Below are 19243 nucleotides of genomic sequence, written 5' to 3' on the forward strand. Positions count from 1 at the left end.
TATTTTGAAAAAATATTACTTACTGGAAGATAAAGGGGTATATGTTCCAGGCAAAACATATTCTATAAACATAAAAGATAGTGTATTTTTAAAAAATTTTAATAAAGTAAAATTTGATAAGTTAGAAATTTTTATAACTAGTGATAGAAATCAAATTGAAGATTTTGATGATAAAGATATTTCGAAAGAAAATATTTATGATAAGAATGGTTTTAATAAATTATTTGGTTTTTATGGTGAGTTAAAAATAGATGAAAAAACAAAATCATATTATTTTAGTTGTAAAGGTATTGCAGAAATAATTAATATACTTTACGTAGAAAATAATGATATAAATGTGCATATAGTAGAGATGCAGATGCACAATAAAAATTTTAATCAACAAAAAATATTTACTAAAATAAAAGGATTGTTGGATGAGTATATTAGATTAGAAAATATAAATATTAACTTAGAAAGTAAAAATGATTTAAATAGTTTTATAAATTATAATTTAGAAATATTATTTTTAAATCCATTAGTAATAAAAAAAATTCTTTACTTTTCTGATTTAAAAGAAAAAGCAGAATATACTATTATGACATTGGAAACTTTAATAAACATGAAAAAATATGGCGAAAAAATAAGAAATAAGGTAAAAATTAATTTGGATAATCAGCAAAAAGAATATTTTTTAAGAGAAGAAATTAAAGTAATTCAAGAAGAACTCGATGAAATTAATCCCGAAACCAGTGAAATAAAAAAACTGGAAAATATCATAAAAAAAATAAAAATTTCTGATGATGATAAAAAAATAGTATTTAATGAAATTAAAAGATTACAAAGTACACCAGTAATGTCTCCAGAATATTCTATAATAAGAACTTATTTAGAAACAATTATAGCACTACCATGGGAAAAAGAAACAACAGATGATGTATCATTTGATATCTTTGAAAAAAATTTTAGAAAAACTCATTATGGATTAGAAGATGTTAAAGAAAGAATTATAGAATTTCTTGCTGTAAAAAAATTAAATCCGGCTATAAAATCTCCTATTATTTGTTTGGTAGGTCCTCCTGGAGTTGGGAAAAGTTCACTTGCTAAATCTATAGCTACTTCAATTAATAGAAAGTTTATTAGAATATCATTAGGAGGAGTAAAAGATGAATCAGAGATTAGAGGCCACAGAAGAACATATGTAGGTGCAATGCCCGGTAAATTTATTCAGTCATTAAAAAAAGTAAAAGTAAAAAACCCATTAATTTTACTTGATGAGATAGATAAAATGGAATCAGGATATAGGGGAGATCCCGCTTCTGCTATGTTAGAAATAACGGATCCAGAACAAAACAAAGAGTTTGTGGATCATTATTTAGATATTCCTTTTGATTTATCTAAAATATTATTTATAGCTACTGCAAATAATTTAGCAGATATACCGGCTCCATTAAGAGATAGAATGGAAATTATAAGATTGTCTTCTTATACAATTAAAGAAAAAGAAAATATTGCAAAAGAATATTTGATAAAAAAACAAATTGAAGAAAATGGTTTAAATAAGGAACAAATTTCATTTACAAGTAATGCAATATTAAAAATAATAACAGGATATACATATGAAGCAGGAGTTCGCGACTTAGAAAGAAAAATTGCAACGATATGTAGAAAAGTTGCTATTAAAATTTTAAAAGGTGAAAAAAAGATAAAAGTAACTTTATCTAATATAACGGAATTATTAGGAAATTCTAAATTTGATTTGAAAACAAAAAATAAAAAATCACAGATAGGTGTTGTGAATGGATTAGCATATACTTCTTTAGGAGGAGATATTTTAGAAATAGAAACCGTTATTTCTGCAGGAAGTGGGAAATTAATATTAACAGGGAAATTGGGAGATGTAATGAAGGAGTCAGCACAAGCTTCATTATCATATATAAGGTCTAATTCTAAAATTTTAAAAGTAGATAATTATGATTTTAACAAAATAGATATTCATCTTCATGTTCCTGAAGGTGCTATTCCAAAAGATGGTCCTTCTGCTGGTATCACAATATTAATATCTATTTTGTCAACATTAAAAAATAAAGCTGTTGATTCTAATATAGCTATGACAGGAGAAATAACCCTACATGGTAAAATTATTCCTATAGGTGGAGTTAAAGAAAAGCTATATAGTGCTGAAAAAATGGGCATTAAAGAGGTAATTTTACCTTATAAAAATAAGATTGATATTAATGAAATTTCAAAAGATGTATTAAAAAATTTAAAACTTGATTTTGTAAGTGATGTAAAAGAAGTTTTAAATATAATTTTTAAGGAATAAATATGGAAAATATAAATATAAATAATGTAGATTTAATTATAAGTGCGGTTGCAAAAGAGCAATATCCTGTTCATGATTTAAAAGAGATTGCTATGTGTGGAAGATCAAATGTAGGAAAATCTTCATTTATTAATTCTATTTTAAGTAGAAATAATATAGCAAGAGTATCTTCTAAACCAGGAAAAACAAAAACTATCAATTTTTTTAATATTGATAATAAAAAAGTTTTAGTAGATATTCCAGGATATGGATATGCTAAAGTTTCTAAAAATATTAGAGAAAAACTATATGATATGATTGTAGAATATTTTATTAATAGTAAAAATTTAGCTTGTGTATTTCATCTTTTAGATTCAAGACATAAGCCTTCTGAAGAAGATATTATGATGAACGAATTTTTAAATTATTATAAGATTCCTTTTTATGTAATATTAACTAAAACAGATAAAATATCAAAAAATGAATTGTCTAAAAATCAAAAAAAAATAGAGAATTTATTAGATTTATCATTTAATTTAGGAATTATTTCTTATTCAATAATTTCTAAAAAAAATAAAAATTTTATACTTGATAAAATTATAAATATTTAGAATTTAAGTAATTTAGAGGTATATATGATTTATGGAATCGGAGTAGATATAGAAAATATTAAAAAATTTTATGACTTTCTAAATAAAGAAAATTATATAAAAAAAATTTATACAAAATATGAGATAAATGAGTTAAATAAAATAAAAAATAAAAGAAGAAAAGCAGAGTTTTTAGCTAGTAGATATGCAGCGAAAGAAGCAATGAGTAAAGCATTGGGTGTAGGTATTTCTAATGAATTTTCTTTTAAAGATATTGAGGTAGTAAAAAATATATTAGGAAAGCCTGAAGTAAAATATAAAAATTTTAATGTTCATATAAGTATAAGTCATACAAAGGAAATAGTAACAGTATTTATTGTAGTAGAAAATTATAATAGAAAAGGTGAAAAAATTGATAAGTGATAGACCTACATACATAAGAATAGATTTAGACAATATATTAGAAAATTACAAAAATATACAGAAAAAAAGTGGGAATAAAAAGGTTTTAGCTGTAGTAAAGTCAGATGCTTATGGATTAGGTGCAAAAATAATTGCAGAATATTTGTATGAAAATGGAGTTAATTATTTTGCAGTTGCTACATTAGAAGAAGCAATTGAATTAAGAACTGTTGTTCCAAAATCTTTAATTTTGGTATTAGGAATAATAAATATTAAAAACATAAATCATGCTATTGTTAATAATATATCTATAACTTGTCCATCTGTAAATTGGCTAGTTAGTGCAATAAGCGAAGTGAAAAATTCAAATGGAACCTTAAAAATTCATTTAAAAATTGACTCTGGAATGTCTAGAATAGGCATAATAAATGAAAGAGAAGCAAAAGTTATCAATGATTTAATTTGTAAGAATAACAATATATATTTAGAGGGTATATTTACACATTTATCAAATGCTGATGGTATAGATAGCTTTTATGATAACTATCAATATAAAAAATTTTTAAATATTAAATCTTTTATAAAAAAAATCCCTGAATATACACATATTGAAAATTCAGCAGCTATATTAAAAAGAACAATAAACAATAAAGAAATAAATATTTGTAGAGCTGGGATAGCAATATTCGGACAATATCCTAGTAATATAGTTAAAGAAAAAACTGATGTAGTATTAAAAAATGTTTCATCTTTAGTAAGTGAAGTAGTTCATGTAAAAAAAGTTCCTAATAATACCTATGTTGGATATGGCTGTAAATATAAGACTGATGATAATGAATATATAGCCACAGTTCCGATTGGTTACAGAGATGGTGTATTGAGAAGAGCATCAGGATTTAGTGTTTCGATTAATAATAAATTTTATAAAATTATAGGTAATATTTGTATGGATCAACTAATGATAAAATGTGACAAAGATGTAAAAGTAGGAGATAAAGTATTATTTTTTGGTGAGTATGGTGATCAAAAAATTAATATGTTTGATTTTGCAGAATTTCAAAATACTATATCATATGAAATATTATGTATTATAGGATCTAGAGTGCCAAGAAAGTATTTTATAAATGATAAAGAAGTAAAATTTTAATTAAATTATTTTTATTTAATAATATAAATTTACATAAAAATATAATATACTATTTAAATTATATTTTTTAAAAGGTATAATTGTTATATATAATTATCATTATGATATTTTTGTTAGATTAAATAAATTGTAAAAATTATTGTTGTTTATGTTATAAATATTTTTAGAAATTTGGGGTTATTATATTATCATTATTAGATAATAAGGAGAAAATTATGAAAAATAAAAGAAATATAAAATATTTACCGAGCATTGATGCATTAAGGGCATTAGCTGTTATATCGGTAATTATATATCATATAAATCCACTGATATTACCTGGTGGTTTTTTGGGGGTAGATTTATTTTTTGTAATATCTGGTTATTTGATTACATCATTATTAATAAATGAATATGAAAAAACAGGTAAAATTAATTTAATAAAATTTTATATAAGAAGAGCTAGAAGACTTTTACCAGCGTTATATTTTATGATAACATTTGTTTTAATATTTATGGTTATCTTTAATAAATTTTTATTAGAAAAAACTTATTTAGACTCTTTATTTGGTTATTTTTACTTAAGTAATTGGTGGTATATTTTTCATAAAATAAATTATTTTGATAAGTTTTCATTGTCAACTCCTTTTAAACATTTATGGTCATTGGCGATAGAAGAACAATATTATTTATTATTTCCTATAATATTTTTATTATTCAATAAAATTTCTACTTTTTTTAAAAAAAATAATATATTAAAATATTTTATTTTAATACTAATTTTATTATCAATATTTTTACATATATATCTGTTAGATTTCAAAAATGTTAATAGAGTATATTTTGGTACTGATACAAGAATATTTTCAATATTAATAGGGGCTTTATTTGCAGTTTCTATTCCAATAAAAAAATTATATGAAAAGATAAATAGAAGAAAAAGCTTAAAATTCACTATAATGTCATTATTATTGCTGATTTCGTTATTGTCTATAATGATATTTGTTAATGAATATAGCAGATTACTCTATCCTTATGGATTTGTTTTATTTTCAGTTTTATCTTCTTTATTGTTTATTTTTGTATCTCATCAAAATACTATAATTTCAAGATTATTTTCTTTTAAACCATTAGTATATATAGGAAAAATTTCTTATAGTATGTACTTGTGGCATTTTCCTATAATTATTTTAGTAACATCATTAACTGAATATAATTCACTTGATAATTTACATATAATCATTACATTAATTTTAATAATAGCCATGTCTTGTTTTAGTTATTATTTTATAGAAAAACCCATAAGAGATAAAAGTTTTATTTTTTATATTAAAGATGCTTTTTTAAAATTGAAAAATCTATCACCAAAAAGAAAAAAAATAATAATAGTATCTACAACTATTTTAAGTTTTTTGTTTTTGATGGGAATTTTCGGGAAATCTATACCGATATTATCTACATCATTAGTTAATAATTATAAAATAGAATTAGCAAATGAATATAAGACAGATAATAATAAAGAAAATAAAGAAATATCTAATGATGATTCTAATGTTAATGAATACAATAAAATGCTTTTAATTGGAGATTCTTTGGCCATTAATATTGGAGAAGAGATGACAAATAGATTTAATGGTATTACAGTAGATGGTAAGGTGAGTCGACAAGCATATGAAGCTGTTGATTTATTAGGGAATTATGAAAATTATAATACAAAAAATTCGGCTATAATTTATGTTTTAGGAACAAACGGAGTACTAACAGAAGAAAATATAAAAAATTTGATAGAACCATTTCAAAATGCAGATATATATTTTGTAAATGTTAAAGTTCCAAGAGTTTGGGAAACTAATAATAATAAGTTATTGGAAAATTCTAAAGAAAAATACAGTAATATAACTGTTATTGATTGGTACTCTCTTGCAAAAGATCATCCAGAATACTTTAGTAATGATAATGTTCATTTGAAAGAAAATGGAGTTATAGCAATGGTTGATTTGATTCAAGATAATTTAAAATATGATGTTAAAATAGATATCTAGATATTTTATATTTAATAAAGGTAAACATGCTAAAAGTTTACCTTTATTTTATTATCGAATTTATAAAAATATAGTTTTACTTGTTAGAAAATAAAAAAAAATGTATAATAAATTAATGTAAAAAATAATAAAATTAGGAGTTAAGATGAAAAATATACAAACACCTCATATAAAACCAGAAGGAGTAGAAATAGCAGAAACTATATTATTACCTGGAGATCCTCTTAGAGCAAAATTTATTGCTGATAATTTCTTAGAAAATTCTGTTTGTTTTAACAAAGTAAGGGGAATGCTAGGATATACTGGTACATTTAAAGGTAAAAAAATATCAGTTATGGGTACAGGTATGGGCCCAGGAAGTATAGGTATATATTCATATGAATTAATAAAATTTTTTGGTGTTAAGAATCTTATACGCATTGGAACATGTGGATCGCTTCAAAGAGATGTTAATATTTATGATGTAATATTAGCGATGGCTTCATCTACTGATACAAATTACATGCATCAATATAATTTGCCTGGTCAGTTAAGTTTACATGCTTCATATGATTTATTATCAAAATCACATGAAATAGCAAAAGAGAAAAATATAAATGTTCACGTAGGTAATATACTAAGCACAGATATATTTTATAGTGCAGATAAAAAATCAATAGATAATTGGAAAAAAATGGGAATATTAGCTGTAGAAATGGAAAGTGTAGCATTATATGCTAATGCTATTGCATTAGGAGCAAATGCTTTGACTATATTAACAGTTAGTGATTCACTAATTACTGGAGAAGAAACTACACCTGAGGAAAGACAAACTGCATTTACAAAAATGGTAGAGATAGCAATGGAGCTAGCATAAGTATAAATTAATATCAGTTAGAAAGGTATAAAAATGAAATTTGAAGAAAATTATGAAAAATGGTTAACAAGTAAACTTTTAAAAAAAGGAGAACTTGAAGAATTAACATTAATAAAAGACAATAAAAAAGAAATTGAAGATAGATTTTATAGAGAATTGGAATTTGGGACTGCTGGACTTAGAGGAAAAATGGGAATGGGAACCAATAGAATGAATAGATTTGTGATTTCAAGGGTTTCTAATGCATTAGCTAAAACAATAATTGAAAGTGGAAAAAAAGAAAAAGGAATTGTTATTGCATATGATTCTAGAATTCATTCAAAAGAATTTGCTAAAATAGCAGCACTTGTTATGGCAAGTAATGGTATAAAAACTTATTTGTTTGAAAGCTTAAGACCTACTCCAGAATTATCTTTCGCTGTGAGATATTTAAATACAATAAGTGGTATAAATATAACAGCTAGTCATAATCCAAAAGAATATAATGGATATAAAGTTTATTGGGAAGAAGGCTCTCAAATAAAATCTAATATAAGTGATAAAGTTTTATCATATGTAAAAGATATGGATGTATTTTCAAATTATATTACAATTACGGAAGAAGAAGCTATTAGTAAAGGTTTGTTAGAATTTATAGGGAAAAATGTAGATGAAGCATTTTATAAAGAAGTATTGTTAAGAACTATAAATGATTCTAATATAGATAAAAATATTAATATTGTATACACTCCTTTAAATGGTGCTGGGTATATACCAGTTACAACAATATTAGACAGAAGAGGATTTAAAAATGTATATATAGTAGAAGAACAAAAAGAACCAGATGGTACATTTCCTACTTTAGAATATCCAAATCCTGAAAATATTGCTGCATTTGAATATAGTGAAAAATTAGCAAAAAAAGTAGATGCTGATGTTATTTTAGCTACTGATCCTGATTGTGATAGATTAGCTGTAGAAGTAATTCATGAAAATAAAATAGTTCCTATAAATGGTAATCAAACAGGAGCAATATTAGTAAAATACATTCTTGATAATTTATCTAAATCAGAAGAAAAAATTACTAAACCATATATTGTTAAATCAATAGTCACATCAAAAATGATTGAGCCTCTATGTAAAGAATATGGAATAGAAGTAATTGATGTGCTTACAGGGTTTAAAAATATAGCTGAAGTAGTAAATAAATATGAAAAAACTAAAGAGAAATATTATGTAATGGGATATGAAGAAAGTATAGGATATAATGTAGGAACATTTTTAAGAGATAAAGATGGAGTAACAATATCTATGCTTTTGGTTGAGATAGTAGCTTATTACAAAAATATGGGTAAAACTTTAATAGATGTACTAGAAGATTTTTACAAAAAATATGGATATTATTCTGATAAAACTATTTCAATAACATATGAAGGGATAGAAGGTGCAAAAAAAATATCTAGAATAATGGAAAAAATTAGAGACGTTTACCCTAAAAAAATAGGTAAATCTAAAATCAAAATGATAACAGATTACTTGGAATCAAAAGAAATTTATATCGATTCAAAAAAAGAGAAAAATATAGATATTGAAAAAACAAATGCTATAAGATTTACTTATTCAGATGAAACTTGGTATACACTTAGACCAAGTGGAACAGAACCTAAGATAAAATTATATATATATACAAAAGGTGAAAATAAAGAAGAAACTTTAGAAAAAATATGTTTAGTAGAAAAAGAAATAATGAGTATATTTAAAGACATTTAATAAGTATATATAAAAGGAAAAAAATGAGGGTATTATGAATGTAGATAAAACAAAAGTAATAGGTAATTACACAATTTATAAAAAAAATATGAATAGACATAATACATTATTTGGTGGATATATTTTATTTTGGTTAGATGAAATAATGGGTATGACTGCAAGAAAATATTCTGAATTATTTTTTGTAACGGCAAGTATTGATACTTACCAATTTATTGACAAGGTTTGTGAAAATGAATTTTTAAAAATAAAATCATATGTATCAAGTGTTGGTAAAAAAAGTATAGAGATTTTTGCAGAAGTAACAGCTTATAATGGAGAAACAAGACATGAAAGACTTGTAGGGACAGCATTTTCTACTTTTTCTTTAAGAAAGGATCAAGTATTAAAACATAAATTAGAAGAAATTGAGTATAATACAGAAATTGAAAAATTTGTTCATTTTTCACACGAAGAAAGAAAAAATTATAAAATAACAAATAGAGAATTTTCTAAAGAATATTTAAAAAAATATAATCAATATTATGGAGCATAAAAAATGAAATATGAAAAAATGTTAGATAGATTTATAAAATATGTAAAATTTGAGACAAGATCTGACGAAACTCAATTTACTATACCTTCTACAATGCAGCAAAAAGATTTTTTAAAAATGTTAAAACTTGATTTAGAAGAGATAGGCTTAAAAGATGTTTACTTAAATGATAAAAACTGTTTTTTGACAGCTACTTTACCTTCTAATTCAAATAAAAAATTTGACAAAATAGGCTTTATATCACATGTAGATACTGCAGATTTTAATGCTAAAGGTGTTTCACCAAAAGTAATAAAAAACTATAAATGTGAAGATATTATTTTAAATGAAGAAAAAAATATAAAAATGACTGTAGATAAATTTCCTAATTTAAAAAAATATGAAAATTTAACATTAATAACTACTGATGGTACTACACTTTTAGGAGCAGATGATAAAGCAGGGATATGCGAGATTATAGAAGCAATAAAATACTTGATAGATAATCCGGAAATAGAACATGGAGAGGTAAAAATAGCCTTTGGTCCAGATGAAGAAATAGGAAGAGGTGCAGATAATTTTGACGCTAAAACTTTCAATACAGATTATGCATACACAATAGATGGTGGTGCATTAGGAGAATTACAGTATGAAAGTTTTAACGCTGCTCAGATAACTTATAAAATAACTGGAATAAGTGTTCATCCTGGAACAGCAAAAAATCAAATGAAAAATGCCAATATGATAGCTGTAGAATTAGCATCATTATTTCCAAAAAAAGAAGTTCCAGAACATACTTCAGGATACGAAGGATTTTATTTTTTGGTAAATATAGATTCCAGAATAGAAGAGGCTAATTTAACTTATATTATAAGAGATTTTGATAAAGAAAATTTTGAAAAAAGAAAATTATTTTGTATAAATTTAGCTAAAATAATAAATAAAAAATATGGTGATGTAGTCGAATATAATATTTTTGATCAATATTATAATATGAAAGAAATAATACAAAAAGATAAAAGATGTGTTGAACAGGCGAAAATAGCTATGAAAAATGTAGGAATTACACCGAAGATTATACCAATTAGAGGCGGGACAGATGGTTCAAAAATTTCTTATATGGGAATACCCACACCTAATATATTTGTAGGTGGTGAAAATTTTCATGGACAATATGAATTTTGTTGTTTGGAACATATGAAGAAGGTATCTGATATAATAGTTGAAATAATTAAAATAAGTGATAAGTAGTTATAAATATAAATTTATTGTTTTGTATATAAAACACACAATAAATAAAAAAAACAAGGAGAATTTTAATGTCTATTAAATATAGAGAAAATATTAGAAATATTGCAATAATTGCCCATGTCGATCATGGTAAAACAACGTTGGTAGATGAATTATTAAAACAGTCAGGAATATTCCGTTCAAATGAACATATTGAAGAAAGAGCAATGGACTCAAATGATTTAGAAAGAGAACGTGGAATAACTATATTGGCTAAAAATACGGCTATAAATTATAAAGGTAAAAGAATAAATATACTTGACACTCCGGGGCATGCAGATTTTGGAGGAGAAGTTGAAAGAATAATGAAGATGGTGGATGGAGTTTTATTGGTTGTTGATGCATATGAAGGAACTATGCCACAGACTAGATTTGTTTTGAAAAAAGCTTTGGAACAGAATCTAAATCCAATAGTTGTAGTTAATAAAATTGATAAAGATTCTGCACGTCCAAAACAAGTAGTTGATGAAGTTATAGATTTATTTATTGAATTAGGCGCTAATGACGAACAGTTAGAATTTCCTGTAGTATATACTTCAGCAGTTAATGGAACAGCATCATTAGAAAGTGACCCAAAATGTCAAGAAGAAAATATGAAGTGTTTGTATGATACAATATTGGATTATGTTCCAGCACCAATAGATAATTCTAACGAACCACTACAATTTCAAGTTGCTTTATTAGATTATAATGAATATGTTGGAAGAATAGGTATAGGAAGAATTTTTAGAGGGAAAATGTCAGTTGGAGATTCCGTTTCTTTAACTAAGCTTAATGGAGAAATAAAAACTTTTAGAGTAACAAAAATTTTCGGCTTCTTTGGTTTGAAAAGAGAAGAGATACAAACAGCTTATTCTGGAGATATTGTCGCTGTTAGTGGAATGGATGATATAAATGTAGGTGAAACTGTCTGTCCTTCTGACAATATTGATCCATTACCAGTACTTCACATTGATGAACCTACATTACAGATGACATTTTTAGTAAACAATTCTCCATTCGCTGGTAAAGAAGGAAAATGGGTAACTGCAAGTAAAATAGAAGATAGACTAATGCAACAATTAGAAACAGATGTTTCTCTTAAGGTTGAACAATCATCTGCAGATTCATGGATAGTTAGTGGTAGAGGAGAGTTACATTTATCAATATTAATAGAAAACATGAGAAGGGAAGGATTTGAGCTCCAAGTATCAAAACCACAAGTTATTGTAAAACAAATAGAAGGTAATTTATGTGAGCCAATAGAATTAGTACAAATTGATACTCCAGATAACACAGTAGGAGCCGTTATAGAATCTATAGGTCAGAGAAAAGGTGACATGATAGATATGCAAGCTAATGGGAATGGACAAACTAGACTTACATTTAACGTTCCAGCAAGGGGACTAATAGGATATAGAACAGAATTCATGTCTATAACAAAAGGTTATGGAATTTTAAATCATACTTTTGATTCATATAAACCTCTTCAAAAAGGAAAAATAGGAGGAAGAAGGAATGGAGTACTGGTAGCACTTGAAAATGGACAAGCTACAGCTTATTCTATATCTAGTATAGAAGAAAGAGGTACGATATTTGTTGAGCCTGGTACTGATGTTTATGGTGGAATGATTGTAGGAGAAAATAATAGAGAAAACGATATTACAGTTAATATAACAAAAGCAAAAGCTCAAACAAACGTTCGTTCTTCAACTAAAGATCAAACAGTAACATTGAAAAAACCAAGAATAATGACTTTAGAAGAAAGTCTAGAATACTTAAATGATGATGAATACTTAGAAGTAACTCCTAATTCTATAAGACTTAGAAAAAAAGAATTAGACAAATCAATAAGAGAAAAAAATGCAAGAAAAGCTAAATATTCAGAAGAATAAAATAACGTAGAACAAGAGGTGTAATAATGTATGGATTAGGTTATGGTTTTTCATTTAATTATTTGATATATTTTATTATTCTTATGATAATTCCACTATATGCACAATACAAGGTTAAAGGAACATATAGTAGATATAAAAAAATTAAAAATAATTCGGGAATGACAGGAAAAGAAGTAGCAGAATTAATTTTGAAAGCAAATGGTATAGAAAATATAAAAATTGTTAAAGGAGATGTCGAACTATCTGATCATTATAATCCAAAAGATAATGTTGTAGTTTTATCTCCGGTAGTATATTCTCAATCTACAATTGCTTCAGTAGCTATTGCGGCACACGAAATAGGTCATGTAATACAAGATAAGATTGCAGATTATAAACCAATGAGGATTAGACATTCTTTAGTACCATTGGCTAACTTAGGAGGGAACTTATCTGTAGTATTGATAATGGTAGGTATGATGCTTACATATTTTATGTCTTTAGGTATAGGAATATCATTGGCATGGGCAGGTGTATTTCTTATGTTTTTTGCTGTGTTATTTCAAATAGTAACTTTACCTGTTGAAATAGATGCATCAAATAGGGCTTTAAACCAAATTAAAGATTTAAATATAGTTAATGAGCAAGAAAAAAGACATTGTAAAAAGGTCTTAACAGCAGCAGCATTTACATATCTGGCAGCAGCAGTAGTTGCTTTAATGGAACTTGTTAGATTTATATTAATAATTATAAATATGTCAAATAATAGAGATTAAAAATATTTTAACATTAAAGGGTTTATAGTAAATTTAATTTATCATAATATTTTTGTTATATATTTTGTTTTGCTAATTTAATTTTATCTCACAGTAAAATTTTCACAAATTATCTAAAATTAATAATAAATAATGGTAAATAAATTTTAATAAATCTCCTAAATTGAAAAAAAAATTAAAAAAACTATCTAATGAAAAATTATTTTTTAGGTAGTTTTTTTGTTTTATAATATAAAGGGGACAATTAAATCTCCGATAACGTCTTAGAAAGGTAACTAGTTTAAAAATAAAAAATAAATATCATAGAAAATAGCAACTTATATAATTAATTAAAATCTATTTTCAAAAAAAATCTTTATAAAGGTGATTCAAATAGATTTAATATGGTTTTATAAATTATTGTGATTTTTAGGGATTTTATAGTATAATTAAGTAAAGTTTTTAAATCTTTATATGAGGTATTTTATGGAAAAAAATAAATTAGGAAATGTAGAAATAAAACCAGAAGCATTAGCTGTTATTGTAAGCATTGCTACTAAAGAAATAGAGGGTGTTTCTAAATTGGTAGGAAATTTAAAAAATTCTACTTTGGAAAAAATAGGCAAAAAAGAATATACAAAGGGAATAAAACTGTTTTTAGAAGATGATGAATTATATGTTGAAATTTCATGTACTGTTAAAAGTGGATATACAATTTCTAAAATAGCAACAAAAATACAATCTAATGTAAGAAATTCAATTTATAATATGACAGATATTGTAGTAAAATCTATAAATGTAAATATTATAGGAATAGATTACTAGGAGTTTTATAAATGAAAAATAAAAGTGAGATAAGAGAAAAAGTTTTTAAAATATTATTTCAGTTAGAGAATAAAGATTTATATTTAAATGATCTATCTGAATTAGATAATGATATTTTTTCTGATGATATCATTATAGAAACTTTAAAAGATATTAAAAATAATTTAAAAGAAGTAGATTTAATAATTAATAAAAATTTGAGAGAATGGACATTGAGTAGGTTGTCAAAAATGGATAGACAAATTTTAAGGATAGCTACGTATGAAATATTATTTACAGATATACCATATAAAGTATCAATAAATGAAGCATTGGAGATTTCTAAAAAATATAGTGAAAAAGATGATAGTTATAAATTTATAAATGGAGTTCTAAGAGGAGTGTTACAAAATACATAATATGTTAGATGAAAAAAAAGTTTATTTAACGGTTTCATCATTAAATAAATATTTACAAAGAAAATATGTTAATGATCCATATTTGAAAGAGATATATTTAAAAGGGGAAGTTTCTAATTTTAAATTACATTCTAGTGGAATATTATATTTTACTATAAAAGATGGTAACTCCAAAATTGATGCGATTAAATTTGATTACGATAAAAATGATTTTAAAGATGGAGATAGTGTACTTGTAAAAGGAGAAATAAATTTCTATTTTCCAAAAGGAGAACATACTTTTATTGTTTATGAAATAAAAAAAGATAATATAGGAGAACTATATAAAAAATTTATAAAATTAAAAAATAAATTAGAAAATGAAGGCTTATTTTCTATCGAAAACAAAAAAAAATTAAAAAAGATAAATAATAATATAGGAATTATATCATCATCAACGGGTGCCGCACTACAAGATATAAAAAGGACTATATATAGGAGATTTCCTATGGCAAATATTAAGTTGTATTCTTGTTTGGTACAAGGAAATAATTCTTCTATTGATATTGTAAAAAAAATAAAAGAAGCCTCAAATGATAAAAATGATGTGATAATAATAGCTAGAGGTGGAGGCAGTATAGAGGATTTATGGAGTTTTAATGAAGAAATTGTAGTGAAAGAGATTTTCAATTGTAAAATTCCAGTTGTAACAGGAATAGGGCATGAAAATGATATTACATTATCTGATTATGTAGCAGATATTAGAGCATCTACGCCTACTGCAGCAGCAGAAATAGTCACGCCTATAACTTTAGAAGAGCTTATAAGAATTATTGATTATAAGTATGAACAAATGACGTCTAATATAATTAAATTTTTTTCAAATAAGAAAAAATGTGTTAATAATTTATTAAATATTTATAAAATAAAAACATTAGATAATATTTTATTTAATTATGATGTAAAATTAAATAATAGAAAAGATAAATTAAATTTAGTAATGGATACTTTAATATACAGTAGAAAGGCTCTAGTAGATAATAATAAATTTTTATTAGTAAACAAAAACATATTAAGCAATAAAAAAAATAAACTTGTAATATTAAATAAATTTTTGGAAAATAATTATCCAATTAACATATTGAAAAAAGGATATATAATAGCAGAAAATATTAAAAATGAAAAAATAATTTCGATAGATAACGTTTTTATAGATGATAATATTAAATTATATCTAAGTGATGGTGAAATTCAAGTTAATGTAAAAAAAATAATAAGAAAAAGAGGAAAAGATGTCTAAAGAAAGTTTTGAAGATTTTTTATCAAAATTAGAAGATATAGTTGCTAACTTAGAGAACGACAATATTTCTTTAAATGATGCAATAAATCAGTATAAAGAAGGAGTTAATATAATTAAAAAATGTAATAAAATAATTAAAAATGCAGAAGAACAAGTAGAAAATTTAAAAAAGGAACTGGAAGATAATGAGTTACATTGATAAATTTATAGAAGAAAATAAAGAACAATTTAATTATTATGCAAAATCTAAAATAAATAAAATGAATATTCCTACCGAATTAAAAGAATCTATTTTATATTCATTAATAAGTAATGGAAAAAAAATAAGACCACTTATTTTTTTAATGATGTTAGATTATTATAAAATTGAATATAAAAAATATTATGATATTGCACTATCATTAGAATTGATTCATGTTTATTCATTGATACATGACGATTTACCTGCTATGGATAATGATAATTATAGATGGGGAAAATTAACAAATCATAAAAAATTTGGAGAAGATGTAGCAATATTATCAGGTGATGCAATGCAACCTCTAGCTTATGAATTAATAGTAAATAATGACTATGTTATGTGTTCTAATAAATTACAATTGGTAGATTTATTAGCAAGGTATTCTGGTTCGGAAGGCATGGTAGCTGGACAGATATATGATATAAAGGAATCTAACTATAAAATATCTTCTGATTATCTAAAAAATATGCATAAATTGAAAACAGGTAGACTTATAACGTTACCTTTTTTATTTTCTGCAATAGTATCTGATAATTTATGCGATTTAAAATTACTTAAAAGATTTGGTGAAGAGTTAGGAATAGCATATCAAATAAAAGATGACATTTTAGATTACTATGGAGAATTTAAAAAAATAGGAAAATTACCAAGTGATGAAAAAAAAATAACATATTTAAGTTTTTACGGAATAGAAAATTGTCAAAAAATGTTAATTGAGCATACTAACGAAGCAAAAAGAATATCAAAAAAATTAAATAATAATTTTTTATATCAATTATCAGAAATTTTATTAAAAAGAAATAGTTAGTAAAAAAACTTAAAAACAATATAGTAATTTTAGGAGGTTTATATGAATTTTTTTTCAAAATTAGGAAATGATTTGATTTTACCAAAAGATGTTCTTATTCAATCACAGGAAACAAAAAAAGTTAAAAATTCCATAAATGCCACAATAGGAATGGCTATGGAGGCTGGAAATACAATGTTTTTGCCTACTTTATCAAATATAATAAAAAAATTAAGTGTTGAAGAATATTTACCTTACGCTCCTACAACAGGATATGCAGAGTTAAGAAAATTATGGAAAGAAAAAATAATAAATCAAAATAATAATATAAATCATGATTATCTTTCCTTGCCTATAGCTACTACAGGTATTACACAAGGTATTGATATAGTAGCAAGTCTTTTTGCAGAGAAGAATACTGCAGTAATTTTACCTAATCTATATTGGCAAAATTATAAATTGATTTTTTCAATTAAAAGACAATCTACTATATATACATATAGCCAATTTAAAGAAGAAAAATTTTATTATGATAACATAGATAAAGTATTGAACGAAATAAAAGAAGAAAAAATTATTATATTATTAAACTTTCCTAATAACCCTACTGGATATACACCTTCTGAGTATGAGTTTGATAAATTAAAGGAAATTTTCAAAAAATTTCTTAAAAGAAATCCAGCTAAAAAATTAATTTTTATTTGTGATGATGCATATTTTAGTTTATTTTATGAAAAAAATAATAATTGTTCATCATTTAATAAATTTTCTGAATTAGCAGAATTTGATAATTGTTTGATAGTTAAGGTTGATGGTGTAACTAAAGAATTTTATGCATGGGGGTTAAGATTAGGATTCATTAGTTATTATTTAAAAAATGATAATATTAGAGATTTAATTTTAGAAAAAACTCAAGGATTTATTAGAAGTGTAAATTCTTCTGGTTCTGCTCTTTCTCAAAACGCTATAATTAAAGCGTTAAAAAATGAAAAAATATCACAAGAAATAGAAAATAATTATTCTATTTTAAATAATAGATATATATATTTAAAAGAACAAATAGAAAAAGAAAATCTTAAAAAATATTTAAAAATTTTACCATTTAATTCAGGATATTTTTTTACTATTTTATTACCAAAAAATATAAATGCAAATAGTTTTAGAATTAAACTTTTAGAGAATTATAAAATTGGGGTATATGCTATGGATGATAGACATATAAGAATTGCATTTTCTTGTCTAAGCATTAAAAATATAGAATATTTAGTAACTTCTTTAAAAGATTGCATAAAAAAATATTATTAATTTTATATTAAAGAATGAAAAAAAATTTATAATAAATGATTTTGTTTAAATATTAAAATAAAAAAGCTAACATTAAGTATCAATAAAGATTTTTTTAAAATTTTCTATTAAAGTTATATTTTTTAACAATTAAAATATGTTATTTGAAAAATATTTAATAAAACTGTATTAATATTATTGTATATAGAAAATGGAGAATGGAAAAATATGAATAAATTAAAAGTTGAAAAAATAGTTATGGATATGGTTGATGAAAATTGTTATATAGTTCATAATGAAATTAATGGAATAATAATAGATCCTGGATATGGATTTAAAAAAATAAAAAAAGAAGTAGAAAAATTAAATTTAAAGATAGTAGCTATTATGCTAACACATGCACATTTCGATCATATAGCATCTTTAGAAGAATGTAGAGAATACTTTAAGGTAGATGTTTATGCTTCTAAGGAAGAAAAAAACTGGTTAACTTCTCCAAAATTGAATTTATCTGATTTTTTTGGTATAAAAAAAGGAATTTCTACATATCTTCCAGAAAAAGAATATGAATATTATAAAGATTATGATATTCATGGAATTAAATTCAAGGTATTGCCAACACCAGGGCATTCGCCAGGAGGTGTATCATTAGATTTTGGAGATTTTATAATGGTAGGTGATACATTATTTAGAAGTGGTATAGGAAGATTTGATTTTGAAGGATCTAATTATTTTGATTTAAAAAATTCATTAAATAATGTTTTATTTAAATTAGATGGAAATAAAATAGTTTATCCAGGTCATGGCTATGAAACATATATAAAAAGAGAAAAAGATTTAGACTTAATCTCTAGATATTAAATTATATTAGTTAAAATAACTATTGACAATTGTCTATATAATATGTATAATATAACTTGTTCTGTTGAACATTAATAATCCACAGTAGCTCAGTTGGTAGTAGC

Annotated in this window: 18 protein-coding genes; all 18 read left to right on the forward strand. The window is 24.0% G+C overall.

Going from position 1 to position 19243, the window contains the following annotated elements; all coding sequences use genetic code 11:
* The first annotated feature begins 4 nt into the window (after positions 1–4).
* The 18 genes from lon (at position 5) to HMPREF1871_RS03490 (ending at position 19139) form a co-directional block, all read left to right on the forward strand.
* Positions 5–2305, forward strand: coding sequence for an endopeptidase La (lon, locus tag HMPREF1871_RS03405; RefSeq protein WP_066130075.1), 2301 nt, complete (start codon positions 5–7; stop codon positions 2303–2305).
* Positions 2306–2307: 2 nt separating this feature from the next.
* Positions 2308–2895 carry a ribosome biogenesis GTP-binding protein YihA/YsxC gene (gene yihA, locus HMPREF1871_RS03410; protein WP_066130078.1) on the forward strand — a complete coding sequence of 196 codons (588 nt, stop codon included), beginning with the start codon at positions 2308–2310 and terminating at the stop codon, positions 2893–2895.
* Between the two features lie 24 nt (positions 2896–2919).
* Positions 2920–3297, forward strand: a complete 378-nt coding sequence (gene acpS, locus HMPREF1871_RS03415; RefSeq protein WP_066130080.1) for a holo-ACP synthase — start codon at positions 2920–2922, stop codon at positions 3295–3297.
* On the forward strand, positions 3287–4423 hold the full coding sequence (alr, locus tag HMPREF1871_RS03420) for an alanine racemase (protein ID WP_066130082.1): 1137 nt from the start codon (positions 3287–3289) through the stop codon (positions 4421–4423). Before acpS ends, alr begins: the two co-directional genes overlap by 11 nt.
* 215 nt (positions 4424–4638) lie before the next feature.
* Positions 4639–6444: an acyltransferase family protein gene (locus HMPREF1871_RS03425; protein ID WP_066130085.1), complete on the forward strand. Its 1806-nt coding sequence runs from the start codon at positions 4639–4641 to the stop codon at positions 6442–6444.
* Between the two features lie 145 nt (positions 6445–6589).
* Positions 6590–7300 (forward strand): purine-nucleoside phosphorylase, encoded by a 711-nt coding sequence (gene deoD, locus HMPREF1871_RS03430; protein WP_066130087.1) that lies wholly within the window; start codon positions 6590–6592, stop codon positions 7298–7300.
* A gap of 33 nt (positions 7301–7333) precedes the next feature.
* A complete protein-coding gene (locus tag HMPREF1871_RS03435; RefSeq protein WP_066130089.1) occupies positions 7334–9049 on the forward strand; it encodes a phospho-sugar mutase in 1716 nt (571 codons plus the stop codon).
* Positions 9050–9083: 34 nt separating this feature from the next.
* Positions 9084–9584 (forward strand): acyl-CoA thioesterase, encoded by a 501-nt coding sequence (locus HMPREF1871_RS03440; protein WP_066130091.1) that lies wholly within the window; start codon positions 9084–9086, stop codon positions 9582–9584.
* A gap of 3 nt (positions 9585–9587) precedes the next feature.
* Positions 9588–10814 carry a peptidase T gene (gene pepT / locus HMPREF1871_RS03445; protein ID WP_066130093.1) on the forward strand — a complete coding sequence of 409 codons (1227 nt, stop codon included), beginning with the start codon at positions 9588–9590 and terminating at the stop codon, positions 10812–10814.
* A gap of 68 nt (positions 10815–10882) precedes the next feature.
* Positions 10883–12727 (forward strand): translational GTPase TypA, encoded by a 1845-nt coding sequence (gene typA, locus HMPREF1871_RS03450; protein WP_066130095.1) that lies wholly within the window; start codon positions 10883–10885, stop codon positions 12725–12727.
* A 26-nt stretch (positions 12728–12753) separates the two neighbouring features.
* Positions 12754–13485: a zinc metallopeptidase gene (locus tag HMPREF1871_RS03455; RefSeq protein WP_066130096.1), complete on the forward strand. Its 732-nt coding sequence runs from the start codon at positions 12754–12756 to the stop codon at positions 13483–13485.
* A 465-nt stretch (positions 13486–13950) separates the two neighbouring features.
* Positions 13951–14289: an Asp23/Gls24 family envelope stress response protein gene (locus tag HMPREF1871_RS03460; RefSeq protein WP_066130098.1), complete on the forward strand. Its 339-nt coding sequence runs from the start codon at positions 13951–13953 to the stop codon at positions 14287–14289.
* A gap of 11 nt (positions 14290–14300) precedes the next feature.
* Entirely contained in the window at positions 14301–14687 is a 387-nt protein-coding gene (gene nusB, locus HMPREF1871_RS03465) for a transcription antitermination factor NusB (protein ID WP_066130102.1), read from the forward strand.
* Between the two features lies 1 nt (position 14688).
* The gene (gene xseA, locus HMPREF1871_RS03470; protein ID WP_066130105.1) at positions 14689–15966 is read left to right on the forward strand and encodes an exodeoxyribonuclease VII large subunit; all 1278 of its coding nucleotides are present in this window, start codon (positions 14689–14691) and stop codon (positions 15964–15966) included.
* Positions 15959–16165 (forward strand): exodeoxyribonuclease VII small subunit, encoded by a 207-nt coding sequence (xseB, locus tag HMPREF1871_RS03475; RefSeq protein WP_066130108.1) that lies wholly within the window; start codon positions 15959–15961, stop codon positions 16163–16165. The genes xseA and xseB overlap by 8 nt, the downstream gene beginning before the upstream one ends.
* On the forward strand, positions 16152–17015 hold the full coding sequence (locus HMPREF1871_RS03480; RefSeq protein WP_066130109.1) for a polyprenyl synthetase family protein: 864 nt from the start codon (positions 16152–16154) through the stop codon (positions 17013–17015). Before xseB ends, HMPREF1871_RS03480 begins: the two co-directional genes overlap by 14 nt.
* A gap of 42 nt (positions 17016–17057) precedes the next feature.
* Positions 17058–18299, forward strand: coding sequence for an aminotransferase class I/II-fold pyridoxal phosphate-dependent enzyme (locus HMPREF1871_RS03485; RefSeq protein ID WP_066130111.1), 1242 nt, complete (start codon positions 17058–17060; stop codon positions 18297–18299).
* 207 nt (positions 18300–18506) lie between these two features.
* Positions 18507–19139 carry an MBL fold metallo-hydrolase gene (locus HMPREF1871_RS03490; RefSeq protein ID WP_066130113.1) on the forward strand — a complete coding sequence of 211 codons (633 nt, stop codon included), beginning with the start codon at positions 18507–18509 and terminating at the stop codon, positions 19137–19139.
* The last annotated feature ends 104 nt before the right edge of the window (positions 19140–19243 follow it).

Origin of the sequence: Gemelliphila asaccharolytica (assembly GCF_001553005.1) — a bacterium.
GTDB lineage: Bacteria > Bacillota > Bacilli > Staphylococcales > Gemellaceae > Gemelliphila > Gemelliphila asaccharolytica.